The sequence below is a fragment of the Bacillus sp. FSL R5-0286 genome (assembly GCF_038593245.1).
GTDB classification, from domain to species: domain Bacteria; phylum Bacillota; class Bacilli; order Bacillales; family Bacillaceae; genus Bacillus; species Bacillus altitudinis.
This window is the reverse complement of record NZ_CP151977.1, coordinates 3074193-3096849: the sequence shown is the minus strand read 5'-3', so window position 1 is coordinate 3096849 and position 22657 is coordinate 3074193. Positions and strand designations below refer to the sequence as shown.

Sequence of the window (22657 nt, the reverse complement as noted above, 5' to 3'; positions counted from 1 at the left end):
TAGATGAAAACATTTTGGATAAACGAATTTCTAGTGAGTCGTCTTTTTAGACGAATCTTTTTTTTGAATAAAAACACGTTTTTGTTATAATATTTATTGTTTTTTAAATCATATTAAGTGATGAAAAGATCAAACATTGTTGTTTATATAAAATTTGGAAGAGGGATCTTATGTTATTTACTATTGTTATTCCTTATAAGGATACCAATAAAAAGTATACTGATAACTGCATGAAAAGTTTAGATGATCAAATTTTTAAAGATTTCGAAGTACTTTTGGTTCATCAAGATAGTCAACACCTAGAAGAAATATTAGCGCCTTATACTTTTAATTATAGAACAATCAATATGGGACCTCATACAAATGCAGGCATTAGTAGAAATAAAGGCATAGAAGAAGCTCAAGGAGAGTACATCTTATTTTTAGATGCTGATGATTTCTTACATCCCAATGCGCTGATATATGCAAAGCAAATCATTGATCAAGAACAATTGAATGTTTTTAAGCTGAAAGTGAAAAAGACAATTGTAGACAGAAACACAACATTAAAGGAAAAGAAGCAGGCTTTGTATCAGCATGATACGTTGGATAACTTAAGTCATGTTTTGAAAAAATTAAATGTTGATGCAAATGAAAACGAAGTCATGCAGATGCTTTTTGAGGAGAACGTTGTATCAGCTCATTATCATGAAATTGCAAAAGAAAAGTTCTTTAAGAAGATTTCTTATCAATTAAAATCACATGGGTTCGTTGTTCAAAAGAAATATTTGTTGAACAATCAAATACAGTTTGATGAAAGCGCACCATTGTATAGTGATATTCCGTTCTTAATGAAAATTTATCAAGATGCATTCTCTATTTTGGAAACATCAATTTGTCTATACTATAAGCTGATCCATAACGATCCTATCAATTTCCCTTCACTTTCCCAGGAAGAACAGGATCATCGATTTGAAGAAATGTTCCGAACATTAAGCAAATCAATCGAACAATGTGACGATTTGGCTTTAGTGAAACAAGTGAAGCTTGAAGCGATTAGCCAATATTTATATAAGGTTGTAAAAAGCCCATTGTTTAAAGAGGGCATTCAACGTTTAACGCCTATTTATCAGTCCTGTCAGACCATTTTGAATGCAGAGTCAAATCCAATCAAACTGAAGAGAAGACATTCAAAAGAAATTAATGCAATTAAGGTCGGGAATTATCATAAGGCATATCGTCTGAGTAAAAAGAGAGTTCTCTATTATAATCTGTATCAGGGCATAAAACCGAAAAAGAAGAGAGCGAGACAAAGAATCGTTCAACAATTATTCTTCTCAAGATTACCTATTAAACCTAACACCATTGTCTATGAAAGCTTTTTAGGAAGAAACTATTCGGATAGCCCTAAGGCTATATTTAAATATCTTCTTGAGCATGAGCCAAATCAATGGAAGCATGTTTGGATTCTGAATGATAAAGAAATGGTGGCAAATGAAGAAGAATTTCAGCACAAGAACGTTAAAGTAATTAAGCGATTTAGCTGGAGCTATTTTTACTATGTCACAGTGGCAAAATATTTTGTTTTAAACATGAGACAGCCAAAGTCGCTTTATAAAAAAGATGAACAAATTATCTTATCTACATGGCATGGTACACCACTTAAGAAATTAGTATTTGATATGGATAATGTAGTATCTGCAAATCCAGATTATAAAAAAGAATTTTATTTACAATCTCGAAAATGGGATTACCTAATTGCAGCAAACCCATATTCTGAAAAAATCTTCGAAAGTGCATTTATGTATCCGAAAGAAAAAATATTAACATATGGCTATCCAAGAAATGATATTCTGAAAAACTTTACAGAAGCAGATAAAGTGAAGATTAAATCGAAGCTTGGTATACCTGCTGATAAAAAAGTCATTTTATATGCTCCAACATGGAGAGATGATGAATTTCATAAAGCAGGGCAATACAAATTTAATCTCACTTTAGATTTAAATTTGTTAAAAGAAAAGTTAGGCGAAGAATATGTCATCATTTTACGAATGCATTATTTCATTTCGGATAATATTGATTTAACAGGATTTGAAGGGTTTGCCTTTGACTATTCTAAATATAATGATATCAATGATTTATATATTTCAAGTGATATCCTTATCACGGATTACTCGTCTGTATTCTTTGATTTTGCAAACCTAAGGCAGCCGATTCTTTTCTTTACGTATGATATTGATAAATACAAAGATGTGCTGAGAGGTTTTTATATTGATGTCGAAAAAGATCTGCCAGGTCCGTTATTGTATACGTCTGAAGAAGTGCTTCATAGCATTCAGAACATTGAAAGCGTAAAAGATGCTTACAAGGAAAAATACGATGTATTCCATGAAAGATTCTGTTCACTAGAAGATGGAAAAGCAAGTGAACGAGTGGTGAAGGAAGTATTTACTCGTAATCATTAAAGTTAAACCTCTACTTGCGATGGGGCAAGTAGAGGTTTTTTCTATTACTAAGTCAAGCGTTCCTCTGAAAAGACTGGATCATTCGAACAAACAAAGGACAAACCACAATCACCGCTATCATCATCAAAAGTCCATCCGACATGATCTCCACAAATGTTGTCTGAATCACATAAACCGCAAGCAGCAGTAAATAACTCATTAAAAATAACAGCTCAGATCGTTTCTTCTGAAATGGCTTCTCTAAAAGAATCAGCATAAACAAACCTGCCATGATGATCAAAAAAGTCATTTCCTTTCAAGCCTCCTTTTCATTCATCTCCACATTGTACAGATATTTCACTTGCAACAATATGCTTTATCTTTAAATTAAGTAAGAAGTAATGAATAGATGGGGCGCCACGACTAGTAAAATGACGAACGCTTTCCAAAAAACCGCCAACCAATTCAAAATCACATCTTCCCATTTGAGACGTCCTCATATATAGTAAGATTAGACTAGTTCTAAATAACTGAAATTGGGGCGTTTACATGGATTCGATTGTTTTACATTTTATTGTGATCATGAGTGTTTCTGGCATTCTGTCCGTAATATTATCAATCATTGCTCATGCAAATCGCCATCGGTATATTGGCTGTCAATTGTTTATGTATATGTCTGGAGCAACTGCGATTTATATTTTTGGACATACATTTGAATTATTGGCGCGCACCCCTCAAGAAATTACATTTTGGGTTAGTTTTCAATACATAGGTCTTCCGTTTATTGCACCGTTCAGCCTGATGATTGTGCTGCAGTTTACTGGTTTCCATCAATATGTAACAAAGAGCCGCGTGCTTCTCTTCTTGTTGATTCCAATTTTAACCACCATTCTGGTGTTCACCAACTCTTTTCATTCACTCTTTTACCGAAGCATCACGATGAATACAGTAGACGGGTTTTTATTAGCTGATTTTACCATTGGTTATTGGTATATCATTCATGGGGTCTATACATTTGGCTGTTCTATGCTCGCTATTTTTATGCTGCTTTGGTTTTTACGTGTGAAGAAAGAATATTTGAAACAGGTTCTGATCTTGCTCGTTGGAATATTATTGCCGATCACGACCTCTTTTATCTATTTATTAGGTGTCACGCCTTTTCACATTGACCCAGTACCAGTGGTGATGTTTTTAACCAACGCACTCTACTTATGGGCGATTATGTCTTTTCATCTCTTTAAGCTCTCTCCCATTGCGATGGAGCGTGTGTTTGAACATATGTCAGAAGGTGTTCTTCTATTGGATCGATACCGAACACTGATTGATTATAACCCTGCGGCTGCATTGATCATTCCTGTGCTCGCTAAAAAGGGAATCGGCTATAAAATCGATGATATATTCTCAGGGATCATCAAAGAGCCAGCGTTTATACAGTGGCTGCGTTCTCCGAAGGATCATTCACAGTATGATTTAATGTGGGAAAAAGAGCAGCCCTTCTATTATCATCTCACTGCTTCTTCTCTTTTTAATAGAAGAGGCGAAGTCGAGGGCAGGCAAATTGTGATCAGCGATGTTACGGAGCAGCGACTATTGCAGGAAGAGCTGGAGCGTCGAGCATATATTGATGGTTTGACGAATATCTTCAATCGGTCTTCCTTTATTGAACGAACGCAGATGTTATTGGAAGAGGATGCGCAGGATACTGCGATATTGCTATTTGATATTGATTTCTTTAAACAAATCAATGATACGCATGGACATCATATTGGAGACGAGGCGTTGCGTCATGTTGTGTCCATTTGTCAGCAGCATTTGAAGATGGCTGATTTATTTGGCCGATATGGTGGAGAAGAGTTCGCCATTTGTCTGCCGCATCATTCATTTGAAGAGGCATGTCATATTGCGGAACAGATGAGACATTCATTTGAAGTGAGTTTCTTTCAGACAGATGAGAAAAAAGTAAGAGTGACAGCAAGCTTTGGCGTCGCCCATACAGCGAATGATCCCTCTATATTAGAAACGCTTCTATTTGAGGCAGATCAAGCCTTGTATATGTCAAAACGCCAAGGACGTAATCGGATTTATGCATCAACTGGTTCGGACTATATGCTATACCAAAAGCAGGATCTTCCGCCTGCTTCTCATTGACTGTTGTCCTTCATTTAGATATGATAAACATAACATTTGAACGGTTTCCTAAAGGGGAGTAGCTTTTACGGTTTGGTCGTCATTACAGAAACATCCGTTGTTTCTCGGCCATTCCGGCATGAACATGTTAGCCAGACCTTTGCCTATCACACATGAGGCAAAGGTCTGGCTTTTTTTAAGATCTTTTTGCATCTGTGTGGTTGGAAGCTGGACAAATGAGGGGTTTCAACATACAGATGAAAGGATGATGGATCTTGAAACAATATGTGATGGCGTTTCTATTTACCGGTACGTTTTTGTTAAGTGGATGTTCAGGGCTGCTAGACCAAGTGAACGATACAACGACATATGTCACAGAGGCAAATGAGTATGTGACGGATATTCAGCAATTCACAGAGGATTTTCCACAGCTTGCGGAAGAAGCTGTACAAGATGCTGCCAAAAGAACAGATTTGACGCAGCAACTGGAATCATTGAAAGCAGACATTCAAGAATTTAATGAACTCACAGCCCCATCAATAGCAGAAGACCTGCATGCACAAATCATAGAGAAAAATAAAGTGCTGTCAGAGGAGATTCAAACCTATTTACAGCAATTGAAAATGGACAACTTCGATGCTGCAGCTATTTTAGAGGATCAACAAGGGCTCATGAAGCAGCTTCAGCAATCGGTCAGCCTTTTGCAAGATATTGAACAACTAACAAACTAGGGTAAGTAAACGGTGATCACAGCATATCTTTGCCTTTTCAGGTGAAGATATGCTTTAATTGAATGTAACACAAGTATGATAGAAAAAAGGTGATCAGATGACAGAACATGAAGAAAGACATATCGCTTCGCCTAGAGCTGAGAAGGAAAAAGATCAATTAATCAATCGCTTAAAACGAGTGGAAGGTCAAGTGCGAGGGATTCAGCAAATGATTGAAAACGATCGTTACTGCATAGATGTCGTGAATCAAATTTCTGCTGTCAATGCAGCTTTAAAAAAAGTGAGTCTTCAATTAATGGAAAAGCATACACATCACTGCGTAGCGGATGCCATTAAGAGCGGTAATGGGGATGAAGCCATTGAGGAGTTAATGAATGTCTTCACGAAGCTGACAAAATCGTAGCAAAAAGCGGATCATTTATGTTTACAATGATACCCTACTAGGGTATAGTAAAATTAGAAAATGATTGATGGAGGCGATGAGAAGTGGAACAAGCAACACTACAAGTGCAAGGCATGTCTTGCGGACATTGTGTAAAAGCAGTCGAAGGAAATGTAGGAGAATTAGCAGGTGTTGAATCTGTGAAAGTCCATTTAGATAAGGGTCAGGTGGAGGTTTCCTTTCACCAAGATCAAATCACGTTACACCAGATCTCTGATGTCATTGAAGAACAGGGATATGATGTCGTATAAAATGAGCATACGTGCTGCATAAGACAGCACGTATTTTTTTAAAAATAACAATACCCCCATGGAGTATGTGGAGAGGTGAGATAAATGAAAAAAGAAATTGATTTTCAAATTACGGGAATGACTTGCGCCGCCTGTGCAGGCCGCATTGAAAAGGGCTTGAACAGGTTGGAAGGTGTGGACGACGCCAGTGTGAATTTTGCGCTTGAAACATCCCACATTGTGTATGAAACAGAACAACTCACAACAGAGGATCTAAAACAAAAAATTCAATCTCTTGGCTATGATGTGGTGATGGAGCAAGCCGAATTTGATATAGAGGGAATGACATGTGCGGCTTGTGCAAACCGAATTGAGAAAAAAGTCAACCGGATGGATGGTATTGATCAAGGATCAGTGAACTTTGCGCTTGAGTCACTTCAGGTGACATATCATCCAGGGAAAATATCTCCAAGTGACATAAAAGAGGCTGTGAAATCCATTGGATATTCATTAACCGAACCAGCCGAAGAGCATGCAGAGGAAGGGAAAAAAGACCATCGCCAAGCAGCGATTGAGAAACAAACGGCACGCTTTTTGTTCTCGATGATTTTGTCATTGCCTCTTCTTTGGGCAATGGTCAGTCATTTTTCTTTCACATCGTTTATTTGGCTGCCAGAAGCGTTTATGAATCCATGGGTTCAGCTCGCATTAGCAGCGCCCGTCCAGTTCATTGTCGGCTGGCCTTTTTATGTAGGTGCTTATAAAGCGTTGAAAAATAAAAGTGCCAATATGGATGTCCTTGTGGCACTAGGGACATCGGCTGCTTTTTTCTATAGTTTATATGAAAGTATTCAGTCAGCGGTGCATGGCACACATGAGGCGGCCCTCTATTATGAAACGAGTGCTGTGCTGATTACGTTGATTGTGCTCGGAAAGTTAATGGAAGCAAGAGCGAAAGGGAGATCATCAGAAGCGATTCAAAAACTGATGGGCTTACAAGCGAAAGAAGCTGTGATAGAGCGAGATGGGAAAGAAATGACCGTTCCTATTTCTGAAGTGAAAGTGAATGATCTTGTGTTCGTCAAGCCGGGTGAAAAAGTCCCGGTAGACGGAGAAATCATCGAAGGAACAACAGCGATCGACGAATCGATGATTACAGGAGAAAGTCTGCCAGTTGATAAAATCAAAGGAGATACAGTCATTGGGGCAACCATCAATAAAAATGGATTTGTGAAAGTGAAAGCAACAAAAGTAGGAAAAGAAACGGCTCTTTCACAAATCATTCGAGTCGTCGAACAAGCGCAAGGCTCAAAAGCACCAATTCAAAGAATGGCAGATCAAATTTCAGGGATATTTGTCCCCATTGTTGTAGGATTGGCTGTGCTCACTTTTCTGATTTGGTATATCTTTGTTGATCCAGGAAATGTGACAGCAGCCCTTGAAACCTTTATAGCAGTCATCGTCATCGCATGTCCTTGTGCGCTTGGCCTTGCTACACCGACCTCTATTATGGCAGGCAGCGGCCGGGCAGCTGAATCAGGTATTCTGTTTAAAGGCGGAGAACACTTAGAGGTAACCCAATCACTAGATACAGTAGTACTAGATAAAACAGGGACTGTGACAAAAGGGGAGCCGAGTCTTACAGATGTGATCGCGTCTGCCAATTGGACAGAAGATACGCTGCTTCAGTTAGCAGGATCGGCAGAACAGCAGTCAGAGCATCCACTTGCCAGAGCGATCACAGAAGGCATGAAGAACCGGGGTCTCCAAGCGGTTGAGGTAGAAGCTTTTCAAGCAGATCCTGGTCATGGAATTGAAGCAAGAGCTGCAGGACATGAGCTTTTGATTGGCACACGGAAACTCCTAAAGAAACATCATATCAGCTGCGAAGCACTAGAAGCAGTTGTGACTGAGCTCGAAGAACAAGGAAAAACGGCGATGCTCATTGCCATTGATGGCGAGCCAGCAGGTATTGTCGCCGTTGCTGATACAATCAAATCGTCTTCTTCTCAAGCGGTCGCTCGTCTCAAAGAGCAAGGGATTCACGTCGTGATGATGACAGGAGATAACAAACGCACAGCAGAAGCGATTGCGAGTGAGGCAGGCATAGATCATGTCATCGCTGAAGTTCTTCCAGAGGAAAAAGCGGCTCATATTGCAGCGCTTCAGAAACAAGGGAAAAAAGTGGCGATGGTTGGAGACGGCATCAATGATGCCCCTGCCCTTGCAACAGCAAATATCGGAATGGCTGTCGGAACAGGTACAGATGTTGCCATGGAAGCGGCAGATATTACGCTCATGACTGGAGATCTCCATGCCATTGCAGATGCACTTGAATTTAGCAGAAAAACGATGAGAAACATTAAACAGAATCTATTTTGGGCACTTGCTTACAATTGTATTGGCATACCAGTCGCCGCATTTGGGTTCCTGGCACCATGGCTTGCAGGAGCGGCAATGGCCTTTAGTTCTGTATCGGTTGTGCTGAACGCACTAAGATTACAGCGATTGAAACCTGTCAGAGAGGGTGTGGCAAAATGAAGCTGAATGTCAAATGGGTGTGGACGTTGAGTGCTGTGATTTATGTAGCCATTGTACTGATAGGCTATGCGGTTTATGTCGAACTTTCTCCTCTTCAAGAGCCGCCAGCTGATCATATGCAGCATGAGACTTCGTCAGAAGCGAAGTCCTCGCATTCGGTGTAAGTCCTGCGCTTCGGTGCTCGTCCTTTCTAGACTTCAATGGATTTCTATCACAAAGAGCTAAAATAATGTTCATTTTAGCTCTTCTCAACAAGCTGAGACTTCGCCAAAAGCGAAGTCTTTTTTTTACAATTTTGTGGAAAAACCCACCTTTTAAAAGATTTTTCATAAAAAATTCACTTCTTTTTGTTCCTTTTTGTCGTTTTTTGTAGGTTCATCGTTAAGATGCGATTAGGCAACAAAGAAAGCGTTATCAAAAAAAGGGGGTCCACGTATGAAAAAGTTAGGGTTAGCTTCTCAAATACTCATCGCACTTGTTTTGGGTGTTGTCGTAGGAGCACTATTTTATCAAAATGAAACCGTTATTAATGTGTTAACGCCGATTGGCGATATATTCATCCACTTAATTAAAATGATCGTTCTTCCAATTGTTATTGCTGCATTGATTGTAGCCGTTGCAGGTGTAGGCGATATGAAAACCATCGGAAGACTCGGTGGGAAAACGATTCTTTACTTCGAAATTGTGACAACGATTGCATTAGCAGTTGGACTGCTTGCAGCAAACGTTTTCCATCCTGGTACAGGAATTGATATGAGCAACATGGAGAAAGGCGATATCTCTAAATATGAAGAGACATCTAAGTCTTCTGCCGAAAAAGCTAGTTTCTCTGAAACGATTGTGCATCTTGTGCCAACAAACGTGTTCCAATCCATTGCAGAAGGTGATCTATTACCAACAATCTTCTTTACAGTGTTATTCGGATTAGGAATTGCAGCAGTTGGAGACAAAGGAAAACCAGTGTTAGGATTTTTTGAGGGCATCCTCGAAGCGATGTTCTGGGTGACCAATAAAGTGATGAAGTTTGCACCATTTGGTGTATTCGCGCTCATCAGTGTGACGGTGATCAAATTCGGGGTCGGAGCGCTTCTCCCGCTAGGTAAACTGGTACTTGTCGTTTACGGCACAATGGCATTCTTCGTTATTGTCGTACTTGGCATTATCGCAAAATTAGCTGGAACAAGCGTCTTTACACTATTTAGAGTGTTAAAAGAAGAAATCATTCTTGCATTCTCAACAGCAAGTTCAGAAGCTGTACTGCCTAGACTTATGGATAAAATGGAGAAGTTCGGCTGCCCGAAAGCGATCACGTCGTTCGTTATCCCAACAGGCTATACCTTTAACTTAGATGGAAGTGCCATCTATCAATCCATTGCCGCCATATTTGTTGCACAAATGTACGGCATGCCTCTTTCCATCTATGAGCAAATTACGTTACTATTAATCTTAATGCTCACATCAAAAGGAATGGCTGGTGTACCAGGTGCATCGATCGTTGTTGTGATCACAACACTTGGAGCAATGGGACTTCCACTTGAAGGACTTGCCTTCATCGTTGGGATCGACCGTATCCTTGACATGGTTCGTACAACTGTTAACGTATTTGGTAACTCACTTGCAGCCATTGTCATGTCTAAGTGGGAAAAAGTGTTTGATCAAGAGAAATCGAAGAAGTATATTGAGGAATTAAAACAACAAACAAAAGCAGCGTAAAAGGAGATCTTTTCAAATGACGAAGCTACAGGACAAGCAAGTTCGTATCGAACGAGACTTTCTAGGTGAAAAGGAAGTAGACACTCAAGCGTATTATGGAATTCAAACATTACGTGCAGTAGAGAACTTTCCAATTACTGGCTACCATGTTCATGAGGAACTCATCAAAGCATTAGGGATTGTCAAAAAGGCAGCCGCACTTGCAAATATGGATACAAAGCGACTATATGCTGGTCTTGGAGAAAAAATTGTTCAAGCCGCAGATGAGGTTATTGAAGGAAAATGGAACAATCAATTTATTGTCGATCCAATTCAAGGCGGGGCTGGCACTTCAATGAATATGAATGCCAATGAAGTCATTGCAAACAGAGCGCTTGAACTACTAGGAAAGGAAAAAGGCGCTTATACTGAGCTAAGTCCAAACACGCATGTGAACATGTCGCAGTCAACAAACGACGTTTTCCCAACAGCGATTCATATTTCAACATTGAATATGATTGAAAAACTACTTTATACGATGGAAAACATGCATCAAGTCATGACAGAAAAAGCGCAAGAATTCGATCATGTCATCAAAATGGGACGTACGCATCTTCAGGACGCTGTTCCAATCAGACTTGGTCAAGAGTTTAGTGCATATGCAAAGGTTCTTGCTCGTGATATTAAACGAATCAAGCAGTCTAGACAGCATTTATATGAAGTCAATATGGGCGCAACAGCAGTTGGAACAGGACTGAATGCTGATCCTAAATATATTCGCCAGGTAGTTGGTTATCTAGCTGACATTAGCGGATTGCCGTTAGTTGGAGCAGAAGATTTGGTCGATGCTACGCAAAATACAGATGCTTATACAGAAGTATCAGCTGCACTGAAAGTATGTATGATGAATATGTCCAAAATGGCAAACGATATTCGTTTGATGGCTTCAGGTCCTAGAGCAGGCTTTGGTGAGCTGCACTTGCCGCCAAGACAGCCAGGTTCATCTATCATGCCAGGGAAAGTCAACCCAGTGATGCCTGAGGTCATGAACCAAGTGGCATTCCAAGTCATTGGAAATGACCACACGATCTGCCTTGCATCAGAGGCTGGTCAGCTTGAACTGAACGTCATGGAGCCAGTTTTAATATTCAACTTACTACAGTCTCTCAGTATGATGAAAAATGTATTTGAATCCTTTGTCGATAACTGCTTGCGTGACCTAAAAGCAGATGAATCTAGATTAAAAGAATATGTAGAAAAGAGTGCTGGTGTCATGACGGCGGTCAATCCGCATATTGGTTATGAAGCTGCTGCACGAATTGCGAGAGAAGCGATACTTACAGGCGTATCTGTACGTGAGCTTTGTCTGCAAAATGATGTGTTATCAGAGGAAGAGCTTGATATCATCTTAAATCCTTTTGAAATGACGAAACCAGGTATTGCTGGTGCATCACTTTTAGAAAAGGATCGTTTAGAAGATTAAGCGGCATCATGAGAAGCGCACACCGACAAATGTCCGGTGTGCGTTTTTTCATGGACTGTTTGTTTTTCTGAAGCTCACATAGTATACTATCGTCAATTATTAGGGATGTGACTGCGTTTGAATCTACTGAAAAAATGGTTGAATACAGAGCCTTATTTAATTATCATGCTCATTGTTCTGACTCCGATTGGGGGAGAGCTGAAATTTTATCCATTTGAGGATAGCTTTCGGGTGAGCTTTGGAACCGTTGTCTTTTTCTTTATCCTGCTTCAAATGAAAAAATTCCCGGCATGGGCAAGCGGCATCATTGCGGGGGGATCAGTGTTTGCATTCCGGGTGCTTCTTGATACCGCTGTGTCAGGCCACTTAGCGCTGGAAGAGGCCGTTTCTTTAAGATTTCCTTCCCTGCTGTATTACGTCGTCTATGGTACGCTTTTTTATGTATTACAGGTCAGACGTTTCCGTGATAAGCCTTGGCTCATTGGAGCGACAGGGATTATCATGGAACTATGTGCAAGTGTAGTCGAAATGATTGCACTCAGGGGAGCCATTGATGAAATTTTAACAGTGAGAACGCTGTTTCAACTATTTGTATTGGCGATTTTCAGAAGCTTTTTCGTATTGGCTTGTTATACGATGATTCGATTATACGAAGAACAGGCGAGAGAGCGCCAAATGAAGAAGGAAAAGGAACACCTGTTGATGCTGCTGTCAAATCTTTATACGGAATCTACATATTTTTATAAAACCCTTGCACATGCTGAGCACATTACAGCTACTTCATATCAATTGTATCAATCTCTGCATCATGCAAAGGATACGGAATCATTAGATTTGAAAAAACTCGGAAAAACAGCCCTGCAAATTGCAGGTGAGGTACACGAAATCAAAAAGGATAATCAGCGGATTTTTTCTGCCTTATCAAAATTGATTCATGAGGAAAACTTTCAGGAGTATGCAAGTCCTGCTCATATCGCTGGACTTGTAATTCGTATCCATGAAAATTACGCGGAATCTCTTAAAAAACAAATCGTTTTTCATTATGATGAAGATGGGCAGCATCCCGCTTATCACGTGTATACCATTCTATCTTTATTAAATAACATTGTATCCAATGCCGTTGAAGCCATTCCGGTGAATGGAGAGGTATCACTATCCATTTCACGGAAAGAGAATGATGTGATCTTTCAAATCAGTGACAACGGGCCAGGCATTAAAGAGCGTAACCATCATGTGATCTTTAAACCGGGCTTCACTTTAAAATACGACCAAGCCGGGAACCCATCAAGCGGCATCGGTCTTTCCTATGTGAAAGACACAGCCGAGAAGCTTGGCGGAAGTGTTGAAATGAAGAGTATCCCAAATCAACAAACGATGTTCACTTTAACGATACCAATTGATCAAGTCAGCAGAAAAGAGGGGAATGGGAGATGAGATTTTTTATTGTTGATGATGATGAAGCTGTTCGTTCTTCACTGGCACAGCTCATTGAAGATGAAGAGCTTGGCATTGTGGCAGGGGAAGCAGAGGATGGTGCTGAAGTAACAGCGAGCTACTTAAATGATTTGCATATTGATATCTTGTGTATTGATCTTCTGATGCCGGAAAGGGACGGTCTTGAGACGATTCGAGCGATCAAAGATGAATTTCATGGGAAATATTTAATGCTGTCACAGGTAGAAACAAAGGAACTCATCGGCCAGGCATATACACTCGGTGTCGAGTATTATGTGACAAAGCCGATCAATCGAGTAGAGGTCTTAAGTGTGCTCCATCTCATGATTGAACGACTGCATTTAGAGCACTCAATTGAAAATATTCAGCATTCGCTCAAATCGGTCATGCAGTTCCAGCAGCGCGGACAGACGAAAACAAAGCAGCGCGGGAAAAGTCTTGCAGAGGCAGGTCAGTTTTTGCTCGCGGAGCTTGGGATTGTCGGTGAAAAGGGGTCTAAGGATTTACTAGATATGATTCTTTTCACAGATCAGTATTTAGCGTTACATGCCGATCAGCACGACTCTTTTCCTTCATTAAAAGTGATTTTCACTGGCATCACAGAGGATAAATTAAACGAACCTTTTACATCAGCCGACATCGCAAGAGAAGCAAAAGCAGCGGAACAGCGGGTAAGACGTGCGATCAATCAATCATTGAAACACATCGCCTCGCTCGGGTTAACCGATTTTTCACACCCAACCTTTGAAAACTATGCATCAAAATTTTTCGATTTTACCATTGTGCGTAAGAAAATGAGTGAACTCACAAAAGAGACAAGTGGAAGAGAAGAGCACACACGTATCAATGTGAAGAAATTTGTACAGGTGCTCTATTACGAGGCGAAACGTATTTTTATGGAAGATTAAAAAGACATGCTCTCTATAAGGAGGGCATGTCTTTTTTTGTGATGGATTGAAGATGCATCTGCAGCACGGAGCGCATAAGCTGAGGCGGTAAACGATGGGGCTGTATGATTCCATTCAATGCAAGCCCATTGATGACCGCATAAAGCCGCTCAGTTTCTAATAAAAGATCGATATGATCTAGCAGTAGCTCATCCTCTTTCAATTTCATTAAGCAAAATTGAACGGTTTGAAAAAGCTCGTCATACATCTTTGCATTGAGCGGCTGTAAATCTGGTTCAGTCAGTGCCTTGACTGTAAAAGCCTGCCACACCTCCATTTCAAATATTCGTTCTTCGTCTAGTGGAAGAACCTGCTCCAATAAAGTGAATACATTTTCCTCGGTTGAACCGTTTAATGGAAGCCTAGCAATTCGCTCCTTCACTCTTTCCTGAATTAAATTCATGGAGAATAGAAACAATTCTTGCTGTGTGGAAAAATAATGACGCATAGAGCCGGCTGAAATGCCAGCTTCTACGGCTATTTTTCGTACAGAAGCGCTTTCCAATCCCTCTTGTTTAATCACTCTCATAGCAGCTTGAGCGACCTTTTGTTTTTGTTTATGGTGATCGACGATTTTTGGCATACCTTGATTTTAGCACAGCTATTGTTTTTTTAACACAGTTGTGTTATTTTTTATTTAATACAATCGTGTTAAAAAGGATGTGGGGAAATTGGTCGGTTTATTGATTGTGGCATGTGAAATTGGTTTTTGGCTGTTTATTCTTATGGGCTTAACACTGCGTTATGTGTTTAAACAGAAGAAATGGGGTGCTTTCTTTCTTGTCTGTACGCCGGTTTTAGATCTCATCCTTCTTGCGGCTACTTATATAGATTTAAAGCAAGGGGCTGTGGCGAGCGTCATTCACGGGCTTGCGGCTGTTTATATTGGTGTGAGTCTAGCCTTTGGACATCAAATGGTGAAATGGGCGGATGCTAAGTTTGCTTATCGTTTTGCAGGAGGCCCTAAGCCGAAGGGAAAACCAAAGTACGGGAAGGAGCGGTCTTTGTATGAAATGGTGGGCTGGACGCGTCATTTCATCTCTTATGTCATCGGAGCGGGGCTGTTATATGGATTGACCTATCTCATCCAAGCACCAGAACGAACGGAATCTCTGATGCAGCTTGTCAGTGTGTGGGGGATGGTCTTAACCATTGATTTCATCATTAGCATCAGCTACGTCATTTGGCCGAAAAAACACCCGGAAAATATAGCAGGATGACAAAAAAGACAGGCGGATTTACTCCACCTGTCTTTTCTTATGATGACAGTCCTTTATAAATGGTGTCAATATTCCATTTCATCATCTTATAGTAGCTGTCCCCATCTTCACCTTCTTTGCCAATAGAATCCGTAAATACTTTCCCCTTAATCGGAACTCCGGTTTCCTCAGATAGGCTTTCAAGGCTGCGCTTATCTACACTTGTTTCAAGAAAAAGGGCAGGAACTTGATGGTCTTTGACAAAATGAATGATGCGCTTCATTTGTCCAGGTGTTCCTTCACTTTCTGTGTTGATCTCCCAAATGTAGCCGGCTTTCAGTCCATACGCATCCGCAAAATATTTGAATGCCCCTTCGCTTGTGACAAGGAGTTTTTTATCTTTTGGGAGTTGATCAAACTTGTCTTTTGCTTCATCGTGAAGCGTTTGAAGCTTTTTGATATAGGTTTCAGCATTTTTCTCGTAATCCTCTTTATGCTCAGGATCTGCTTGAATGAGCGCATCTCTGGCATTTTGCGCATAAAGAATCCCATTCTCGACATTCAGCCATGCGTGTGGGTCCTGCTGGCTTTCAAGCCCTTTTGAAGACAAATGCTTCACTTTGACGCCTTTACTCAGCTCGGCTACAGGTGCATCATCCCCGTCCTTGCCGCTCGATTCAAGCAGTTTTTGAAACCAGCCATTCCCTGTTTCAAGGTTCAAGCCATTAGATAGAACAAGGTCTGCATCCGTCGTATACTGAACATCCTTTGGCAGTGGGTCAAATTCATGTGGGTCTGTACCAATGGGAACAATGCTGTGAATAGAGACATGCTGTCCTCCTACTTCCTTCACAATGTCATAAAGAATGGAGTAGGTCGTGACAACTTTTAATTTACCGTCATCTTTTCCGGAACTTTTTTGCTGAGTAGAACAGCCTGCGATGACCAAAAGGGCAATACATACTGCGGTCAAACGGATTGCTAATACCTTCTTCATATATGTCCTCCTTTTACATAGACGCTTCCTTTTTTAACTGTGTTCGTTTTCGCTTCGATTTTAAGGATCTCCACAATATCCCTTGTTTCGGTGAAAAGATAAAGGCACTGCCGAATAATATGGTCGCGACCAGCACAATGGAAGCACCAGACGACAAGTTATACGTAAAGCTGAGCCCAAGTCCTACGACGGCTGAAACTGCTCCAAAAAAAGCAGATAAATAAATCATGATCCATAACCGGTCTGTCAATAAATAAGCGGTGGCAGCTGGTGTAATAAGCATTGCAACAACAAGAATAATACCTACAGTTTGCAGGGATGCCACGGTCACTAAGGTTAATAAGGTCATGAGGAAATAATGGATCATGCGATTTGGTAAACCGTAAACGGAAGAAATCACTGGATCAAATGAACTAATGAGCAGTTCTTTGTAGAAAACAATGACAGCCAGCAAAATGAAAATGCCGATGCCAAGCGTGATCCACATATCAGATGAACGAACGGCTAGTACGTTTCCAAACAAGATATGATATAAATCGCTGGAACTTTTTAAAAATGTAATCAAAATGATCCCAATGGAAAAAAAAGCAGTGAATACGATCCCGATGGCAGAATCATTTTTAATGCGGCTGTTTTGACTGACATATCCGATGCCGATGGCTGTCAGTACACCAGTTAGAACCGCACCAAAGAAAAAGTTAATGCCGAGCATATAAGAGATGGCGACACCTGGAAGTACAGCGTGGGAAATCGCATCTCCCATCAAAGCCATTCCCCGTAAAATGATAAAGCAGCCAATGACGCCGCAGATGATCCCTACCATCACGGATGTAAATAACGCTTTTTGTAAAAACGCATATTCAAAAAGTCCGGTTAAGAATTCCATTACGCGTCTCCTCCTGCTGATTTTAAAAATGGCAGCTGTGTTTCATATGCTTGGAGCATGACCTCAGGACGAAGAATATCATGGACAGGCCCTGCTTTGACCAGCTTCTTATTTAGAAGAACGAGATGGCTGAAGTAATCATCGGCTTTACTTAAGTCATGGTGGACGACCAGAATGGTTTTTCCTTCATCTCGTAATTCCTTCAAAATGCCGATCATCGTTTCTTCACTTGCCATATCAATTCCGACAAATGGTTCATCTAAACAAAAGAGCTGTGCGTTTTGAGCGAGTGCTCGCGCAAGGAAGACACGCTGCTGCTGACCGCCGGATAATTCCCCAATCTGTCTTTTGGCAAAGTCCTGCATCCCGACCTTTTCTAAGCAATGGTACGCATAGGCACGGTCTTCTTTTTTCGGTCGTTTGATCAATCCGAGCTTTGGGTATGTGCCAAGCAGTACGGTATCCAGTACATGGATAGGAAACGTCCAGTCTAGATCATTTCTTTGCGGTACATAGGCGATCTGTTTTCTCACTTGTTTAAAGGGTTGTTCAAAAAAACGAATGCCGCCTTGATCCTTTTCAATTAAATCCAAACATGCTTTCAATAAAGTCGATTTACCAGCACCATTTGGACCAATGATTCCAGTCATTGTTCCTTCCTGTATGGAAAGAGAGACGTTTTCTAGTGCATCCTGTCCGTGGTATGAGACATACAGGCGGTCGATTGTTAAAGCATATGACATCTCTTAAGGCCCCTTTCGATCATCAATTGCGTTTCCTAAAAATATATGCATACATTTAATAATTTTGACTAAAGGATGAAATGATTCTCTAACGCTAATTTGTTTCCTTAAGGAAACTTTTATCTTATTCTAATCGTATGTCCTTCTTTTGTAAAGAGAAATGCTGAATATTCCCATCAAGCGATCGTTTTTATGTTATGCAACGAAGAGGGGACATGAGCATGGATTATTGAAAATTCACGTGACATCCTTGAATACGAAAAATCTCAAACATTTGCTTATAAATGATTGACAGTTTGTAAGAACTCCTCATATAATAAGGGTAATTCAATATATGAATATGTGCTCATATATAATATCTACAGCAGCTGATAGGTTTGATTGAATCAGGGAAGGCTACTTATATAGAAAAAGGTGAGAACATGAAAAAGATGAAGGATGAATACGTATTAAGCGGTCTCGATTGTGGAAACTGTGCACGTAAAATTGAAACAGGTGTCAGCAAACTCGAAGGAGTGGAAGCTTGCTCAATTAATTTTGCGACGGGTACATTAACTGTGACACATGCTGATGCACAAGAAACGATGTCAAAGCGTATTGAAAAAACAGTTCAGTCCATTGAACCTCATGTGAGTGTATCACCAAAAGAAGAAGGACATCACCACGATCACGATCATGGAACAAAGAATTTAAAAACGATTGTACTGAAATTAATTGGTGGTGCAGTCATTGGAACGGCGGCTTATTTTATACCTGACAATGGCTTACTGAAGTTCATCATGTTTTTCGCCGCGTATTTACTAGTTGGCGGAGATGTTGTCTTGAAAGCACTGAAAAATATTGTGCGCGGTCAAGTATTTGATGAGAACTTCTTAATGACCATAGCTACAGTTGGTGCTTTTGTGATTCAGCAGTATCCTGAGGCACTGGCAGTCATGCTGTTTTACCAAATTGGAGAACTGTTCCAAGGGGCAGCTGTGAATCGCTCTAGAAAATCAATTAGCGAATTAATGAATATCCGTCCAGAATACGCAAACCTCAAAGTGGGGCAAGAAACAAAAAAGGTAAAGCCGGAAGAAGTCAAAGCTGGTGACCGTATTGTCGTTAAACCAGGTGAAAAAATTCCTTTGGATGGACGTGTGATAGACGGTTATTCTCTTGTGGATACCTCTGCACTAACTGGGGAGTCTGTTCCAAGAGATGTGGAAGCAGGAAAAGAAGTGCTTGCTGGATTTGTGAACCAAAACGGTATTCTTGAAATTGAAGTGCAAAAAGAGCTCAGTGAGTCAGCGGTTACGAAGATTTTGGATTTAGTCGAAAATGCAAGCAGCCGTAAAGCGCAGACAGAAAACTTTATCACAAAGTTCGCTAAATATTATACACCTGCTGTGGTCGTGCTAGCTTTATTGCTTGCCTTTGTACCACCGCTTCTCATCCCATCAGCTCAATTGTCTGATTGGGTGTACCGGGCACTTGTCTTTCTTGTCATTTCGTGTCCATGTGCTCTCGTTGTATCCATTCCATTAGGTTTCTTTGGCGGGATTGGTGCCGCATCAAAACGAGGCATTTTAGTGAAAGGCAGTAATTACTTAGAAGCCTTGAACTCTGTCCGCTATGCGGTGTTTGATAAAACAGGTACTTTGACAAAAGGGAACTTTACAGTCACTCATATCGAAGCAGCGAATGAGAAATGGTCAGAAGAGGAATTGCTTTCTTTTGCAGCGCTGGCAGAAGCGCATTCTTCTCATCCGATTGCAGAATCGATTAAGGCGGCTTACGGAGCGTCTCTTGATGAGAGCCAGATCGAATCTTACGAGGATATTGCGGGTCATGGGATCAAAGCGACAATTCGCGGATCTCATGTATTGGCAGGTAACCATCGCCTTATGGAACGAGAGGGCATTGCTTTTGAAAAAGAAAAACGAAGCGGAACGGTTGTGTATTTAGCAATAGACGGTGAGTTTGCGGGATCTATCTTGATTGCAGATGAAGTAAAAGACGATGCAGTTGAAGCGATATCTTCTCTAAAAGCTGCGGGCATTCAAACCGTGATGCTTACAGGGGATGCTGCGCAAGTAGGAAATGCAGTCGCGCAGCAGATCGGCATTGACGAAGTTCACACTGAATTATTGCCACAGGATAAAGTCGCCAAAATCGAAGACATGTATGAGAAAAAAGCATCTCAAGACAAATTATTGTTTGTTGGTGATGGCATAAACGATACGCCGGTTTTGGCAAGAGCGGATATAGGTATTGCCATGGGTGGACTTGGTTCAGATGCAGCAGTTGAAGCGGCTGATATTGTGATTATGACAGATCAGCCATCGAAGGTAGCGGAAGCTATTGCTGTCGCTAAAAGAACGAGAGCCATCGTATGGCAGAATATTGCGTTTGCTCTTGGGGTGAAAGCCGTCTTTCTCATACTTGGTGCATTCGGTATTGCAACGATGTGGGAAGCCGTCTTCTCGGATGTTGGTGTCACTGTACTGGCTGTTTTAAATGCGATGAGGGTCATGAAATAAAATTGTAAGGAAAAATTCATGAATAGCGTCTTTCATAATAGACCCCCTCTTGTTAAAATAGAAGAAGTTGGATAATGGCATTTTCCTGAGCTGTTATCCTTTTTCTTTGTGAAGGAATGAATGAAAAAGATAAGGTAGGTGCTTTTGTGAGTAAAAAAAATAATCAATCTTCATCCATCAAGTTTGCAGTTATATTAACCATCATTGCAGCTCTTCTCATCGGTATTTTCGTTGTGATCGGTAACAACAACAGCCAAGAAGCACAAACAGTCGACAGTAAGCCGTCTATTAAAGGACAGCCTGTCATGGGAGATCAAAAGGCAAAAGTGCAAGTTGTCGAGTTTGGGGACTACAAATGTCCATCATGTAAATCATTTGAGACAGACATTTTCCCAAAATTGAAAGCAGACTACATAGATAATGGCGATGTATCCTTCTCATTTATTAACTTACCACTGCCTGTTCATGGGGACGGTGCGGTATTAGCAGCACTGGCTTCTGAAGAAGTGTGGAAAGAAGATCCGAAAAACTTCTGGGCATTTCATGAAGCGGTCTACAACGCACAACCAGATAGTGAAGCAGAATGGGTAACGCCAGCAAAGCTCACCGAATTGGCGAAGAAGACAACGAAAATTGATACGGACAAGCTGAAAGATAACCTATCAAAGAAAACATATCAGCCACAGCTGAACACAGATGATCAGTTGGTGAATCAATACAAAGTAAATGCAACACCAACTATTTTCATTAACAATAAACAAGTCCAAAACTTTTATGACTATGATGAAATCAAAGAATTAATTGATCAAGAGCTGAAAGGGAAAAAATCATGAAAAATAAACTGATTTACTTATACAGCGCTTGGATCGTCTCAATTGTGGCGACGATGAGCAGCCTGTATTTAAGCGAAGTAAAGAAGTTTATTCCATGTGATATGTGCTGGTTTCAGCGCATTTTCATGTATCCGCTTGTGCTTTTACTTGGAATTGCTACATTCCGTGGCGATGTCAAAGTGAAGTACTACGTTCTCCCTTTGGCCGGGATTGGTGCTTGCTTTTCCATCTATCATTATATGGAACAAAAGATTCCAGGCTTTGCATCGATTCGTCCTTGTCTAAGCGGTATTCCTTGTTCCGTTGATTATCTGAACTGGTTTGGTTTTATCACCATTCCACTCTTAGCTCTCATTGCATTTATTCTGATCATCATTAGTATGCTGCTTTTAAATGCAAAAGAAGATTGAGGAGATAGCCTGCTTAAAAGCAGGCTATCAGCGTGTAGACAAACCCTCGCATTCGGTGTCATTCCTGTGCGCTGGTGCTCACGAATGTCAAATTCGCTCCGCGAAAGTAGCTGTTCTTCCTAGACTGCAAAGGTTTTCTATCACGCTGAAAGTAGACAAAGGGCTAAAATCAAGATCATTTTATCCCTTTGTCAACAATCTGAGCCTGCTTAAAAGCAGGCTATTTTTTATTTTTGCAAAAAGATAAAATTTAAAGAAAATTTGTATTGCTTTTCATTTGTGTCAGATATACATTAAGGGGAGAGTGTTAGATGATCAGACAATGGTAAGGAGATAAGCGGAAAATGGCATGGGAAGTGTTAAGTATTATTGGCATTGTGGCATTCGCCATTAGTGGTGCGATTGTCGCAATGGAAGAAGAGTACGATATTCTTGGTGTGTACATTTTAGGGATTGTCACAGCATTTGGCGGGGGAGCGATTCGGAATCTATTAATTGGTCTTCCGGTGTCTGCTTTATGGTCACAGGGCAAAATGTTTACCATTGCCCTTGTATCCATTACGATCGTGTTCCTATTTCCAAAGCTTTTGCTCAAACACTGGAGCACGTGGGGGAATTTCTCGGATGCGATCGGTTTAGCAGCCTTTGCGATTCAAGGTGCATTATTTGCTGTACAAAGAGAGCTCCCGCTCAGTGCGGTCATTGTGGCAGCCATTTTGACTGGAAGCGGCGGCGGCATTGTGCGTGATTTATTAGCAGGACGAAAACCACTTGTGCTAAAAGCAGAGATTTACGCGGTATGGGCAGCTCTTGGCGGCTTACTCGTCGGACTCGGCTTAGCGCAAGGAGAGCTTGCTTTATATCTGCTGTTTGTCATCCTCGTCATATGCAGGGTTTGTTCCTACTTATTCAAATGGCGGCTTCCCGCTAGGTCTTATTTTTTAAATAAAGGGTAAAGAAAAGGGCGATGTCGCTCTTTTTTTTATGTGTTATTCG

Annotated in this window: 21 protein-coding genes; 16 read left to right on the top strand and 5 right to left on the bottom strand. The window is 40.8% G+C overall.

The features are described from left to right. Positions 1–170 precede the first annotated feature (170 nt). Complete coding sequence (locus NST24_RS16065) at positions 171–2444, top strand: CDP-glycerol:glycerophosphate glycerophosphotransferase (RefSeq protein WP_045034044.1); 2274 nt, start codon at positions 171–173, stop codon at positions 2442–2444. A gap of 52 nt (positions 2445–2496) precedes the next feature. Here NST24_RS16065 and NST24_RS16060 read toward each other — a convergent pair whose 3' ends face one another. Next, entirely contained in the window at positions 2497–2733 is a 237-nt protein-coding gene (locus tag NST24_RS16060; protein ID WP_058336930.1) for a hypothetical protein, read from the bottom strand. 239 nt (positions 2734–2972) lie between these two features. Here NST24_RS16060 and NST24_RS16055 point away from each other — a divergent pair, with 239 nt between their 5' ends. From NST24_RS16055 to NST24_RS16010, 10 genes are all read left to right on the top strand, one after another. Further along, complete coding sequence (locus tag NST24_RS16055; protein ID WP_178929885.1) at positions 2973–4571, top strand: histidine kinase N-terminal 7TM domain-containing protein; 1599 nt, start codon at positions 2973–2975, stop codon at positions 4569–4571. A gap of 254 nt (positions 4572–4825) precedes the next feature. Then, complete coding sequence (locus tag NST24_RS16050; protein ID WP_138279010.1) at positions 4826–5281, top strand: DUF6376 family protein; 456 nt, start codon at positions 4826–4828, stop codon at positions 5279–5281. Positions 5282–5378: 97 nt separating this feature from the next. Further along, a complete protein-coding gene (locus NST24_RS16045; protein ID WP_008358331.1) occupies positions 5379–5684 on the top strand; it encodes a metal-sensing transcriptional repressor in 306 nt (101 codons plus the stop codon). Between the two features lie 83 nt (positions 5685–5767). Continuing rightward, complete coding sequence (gene copZ / locus NST24_RS16040) at positions 5768–5974, top strand: copper chaperone CopZ (protein WP_096881859.1); 207 nt, start codon at positions 5768–5770, stop codon at positions 5972–5974. Positions 5975–6058: 84 nt separating this feature from the next. Next, entirely contained in the window at positions 6059–8494 is a 2436-nt protein-coding gene (locus NST24_RS16035; RefSeq protein WP_178929886.1) for a heavy metal translocating P-type ATPase, read from the top strand. Continuing rightward, positions 8491–8658 carry a hypothetical protein gene (locus NST24_RS16030; RefSeq protein ID WP_164071253.1) on the top strand — a complete coding sequence of 56 codons (168 nt, stop codon included), beginning with the start codon at positions 8491–8493 and terminating at the stop codon, positions 8656–8658. The genes NST24_RS16035 and NST24_RS16030 overlap by 4 nt, the downstream gene beginning before the upstream one ends. Before the next feature lie 271 nt (positions 8659–8929). Further along, positions 8930–10207, top strand: a complete 1278-nt coding sequence (locus NST24_RS16025) for a cation:dicarboxylase symporter family transporter (RefSeq protein ID WP_007500222.1) — start codon at positions 8930–8932, stop codon at positions 10205–10207. 16 nt (positions 10208–10223) lie between these two features. After that, positions 10224–11669 (top strand): aspartate ammonia-lyase, encoded by a 1446-nt coding sequence (gene aspA / locus NST24_RS16020; protein WP_007500224.1) that lies wholly within the window; start codon positions 10224–10226, stop codon positions 11667–11669. A gap of 117 nt (positions 11670–11786) precedes the next feature. Next, on the top strand, positions 11787–13103 hold the full coding sequence (locus tag NST24_RS16015) for a sensor histidine kinase (protein WP_178929887.1): 1317 nt from the start codon (positions 11787–11789) through the stop codon (positions 13101–13103). Then, the gene (locus NST24_RS16010) at positions 13100–14032 is read left to right on the top strand and encodes a response regulator (RefSeq protein WP_039168273.1); all 933 of its coding nucleotides are present in this window, start codon (positions 13100–13102) and stop codon (positions 14030–14032) included. Before NST24_RS16015 ends, NST24_RS16010 begins: the two co-directional genes overlap by 4 nt. A 13-nt stretch (positions 14033–14045) precedes the next feature. On the opposite strand, the gene NST24_RS16005 is transcribed toward NST24_RS16010, so the two are convergent. Next, complete coding sequence (locus tag NST24_RS16005; protein WP_178929888.1) at positions 14046–14654, bottom strand: TetR/AcrR family transcriptional regulator; 609 nt, start codon at positions 14652–14654, stop codon at positions 14046–14048. Between the two features lie 88 nt (positions 14655–14742). Here NST24_RS16005 and NST24_RS16000 point away from each other — a divergent pair, with 88 nt between their 5' ends. Continuing rightward, the gene (locus NST24_RS16000; RefSeq protein ID WP_047945414.1) at positions 14743–15291 is read left to right on the top strand and encodes a hypothetical protein; all 549 of its coding nucleotides are present in this window, start codon (positions 14743–14745) and stop codon (positions 15289–15291) included. A 37-nt stretch (positions 15292–15328) separates the two neighbouring features. Here NST24_RS16000 and NST24_RS15995 read toward each other — a convergent pair whose 3' ends face one another. The 3 genes from NST24_RS15995 to NST24_RS15985 are packed head-to-tail and all read right to left on the bottom strand — an operon-like array spanning position 15329 to position 17896. Then, positions 15329–16267, bottom strand: coding sequence for a metal ABC transporter substrate-binding protein (locus NST24_RS15995; RefSeq protein ID WP_024719816.1), 939 nt, complete (start codon positions 16265–16267; stop codon positions 15329–15331). Between the two features lie 13 nt (positions 16268–16280). Then, positions 16281–17153 carry a metal ABC transporter permease gene (locus NST24_RS15990; protein ID WP_007500236.1) on the bottom strand — a complete coding sequence of 291 codons (873 nt, stop codon included), beginning with the start codon at positions 17151–17153 and terminating at the stop codon, positions 16281–16283. Then, the gene (locus NST24_RS15985) at positions 17153–17896 is read right to left on the bottom strand and encodes a metal ABC transporter ATP-binding protein (RefSeq protein WP_178929889.1); all 744 of its coding nucleotides are present in this window, start codon (positions 17894–17896) and stop codon (positions 17153–17155) included. Before NST24_RS15985 ends, NST24_RS15990 begins: the two co-directional genes overlap by 1 nt. Before the next feature lie 422 nt (positions 17897–18318). Here NST24_RS15985 and NST24_RS15980 point away from each other — a divergent pair, with 422 nt between their 5' ends. From NST24_RS15980 to NST24_RS15965, 4 genes are all read left to right on the top strand, one after another. After that, the gene (locus tag NST24_RS15980; protein ID WP_178929890.1) at positions 18319–20418 is read left to right on the top strand and encodes a heavy metal translocating P-type ATPase; all 2100 of its coding nucleotides are present in this window, start codon (positions 18319–18321) and stop codon (positions 20416–20418) included. Between the two features lie 116 nt (positions 20419–20534). Further along, the gene (locus NST24_RS15975; RefSeq protein WP_008347618.1) at positions 20535–21251 is read left to right on the top strand and encodes a DsbA family protein; all 717 of its coding nucleotides are present in this window, start codon (positions 20535–20537) and stop codon (positions 21249–21251) included. Next, on the top strand, positions 21248–21661 hold the full coding sequence (locus NST24_RS15970) for a disulfide oxidoreductase (protein WP_007500241.1): 414 nt from the start codon (positions 21248–21250) through the stop codon (positions 21659–21661). Before NST24_RS15975 ends, NST24_RS15970 begins: the two co-directional genes overlap by 4 nt. Positions 21662–22005: 344 nt before the next feature. Beyond that, positions 22006–22617, top strand: coding sequence for a trimeric intracellular cation channel family protein (locus NST24_RS15965; RefSeq protein WP_007500242.1), 612 nt, complete (start codon positions 22006–22008; stop codon positions 22615–22617). Positions 22618–22657: the final 40 nt, after the last annotated feature.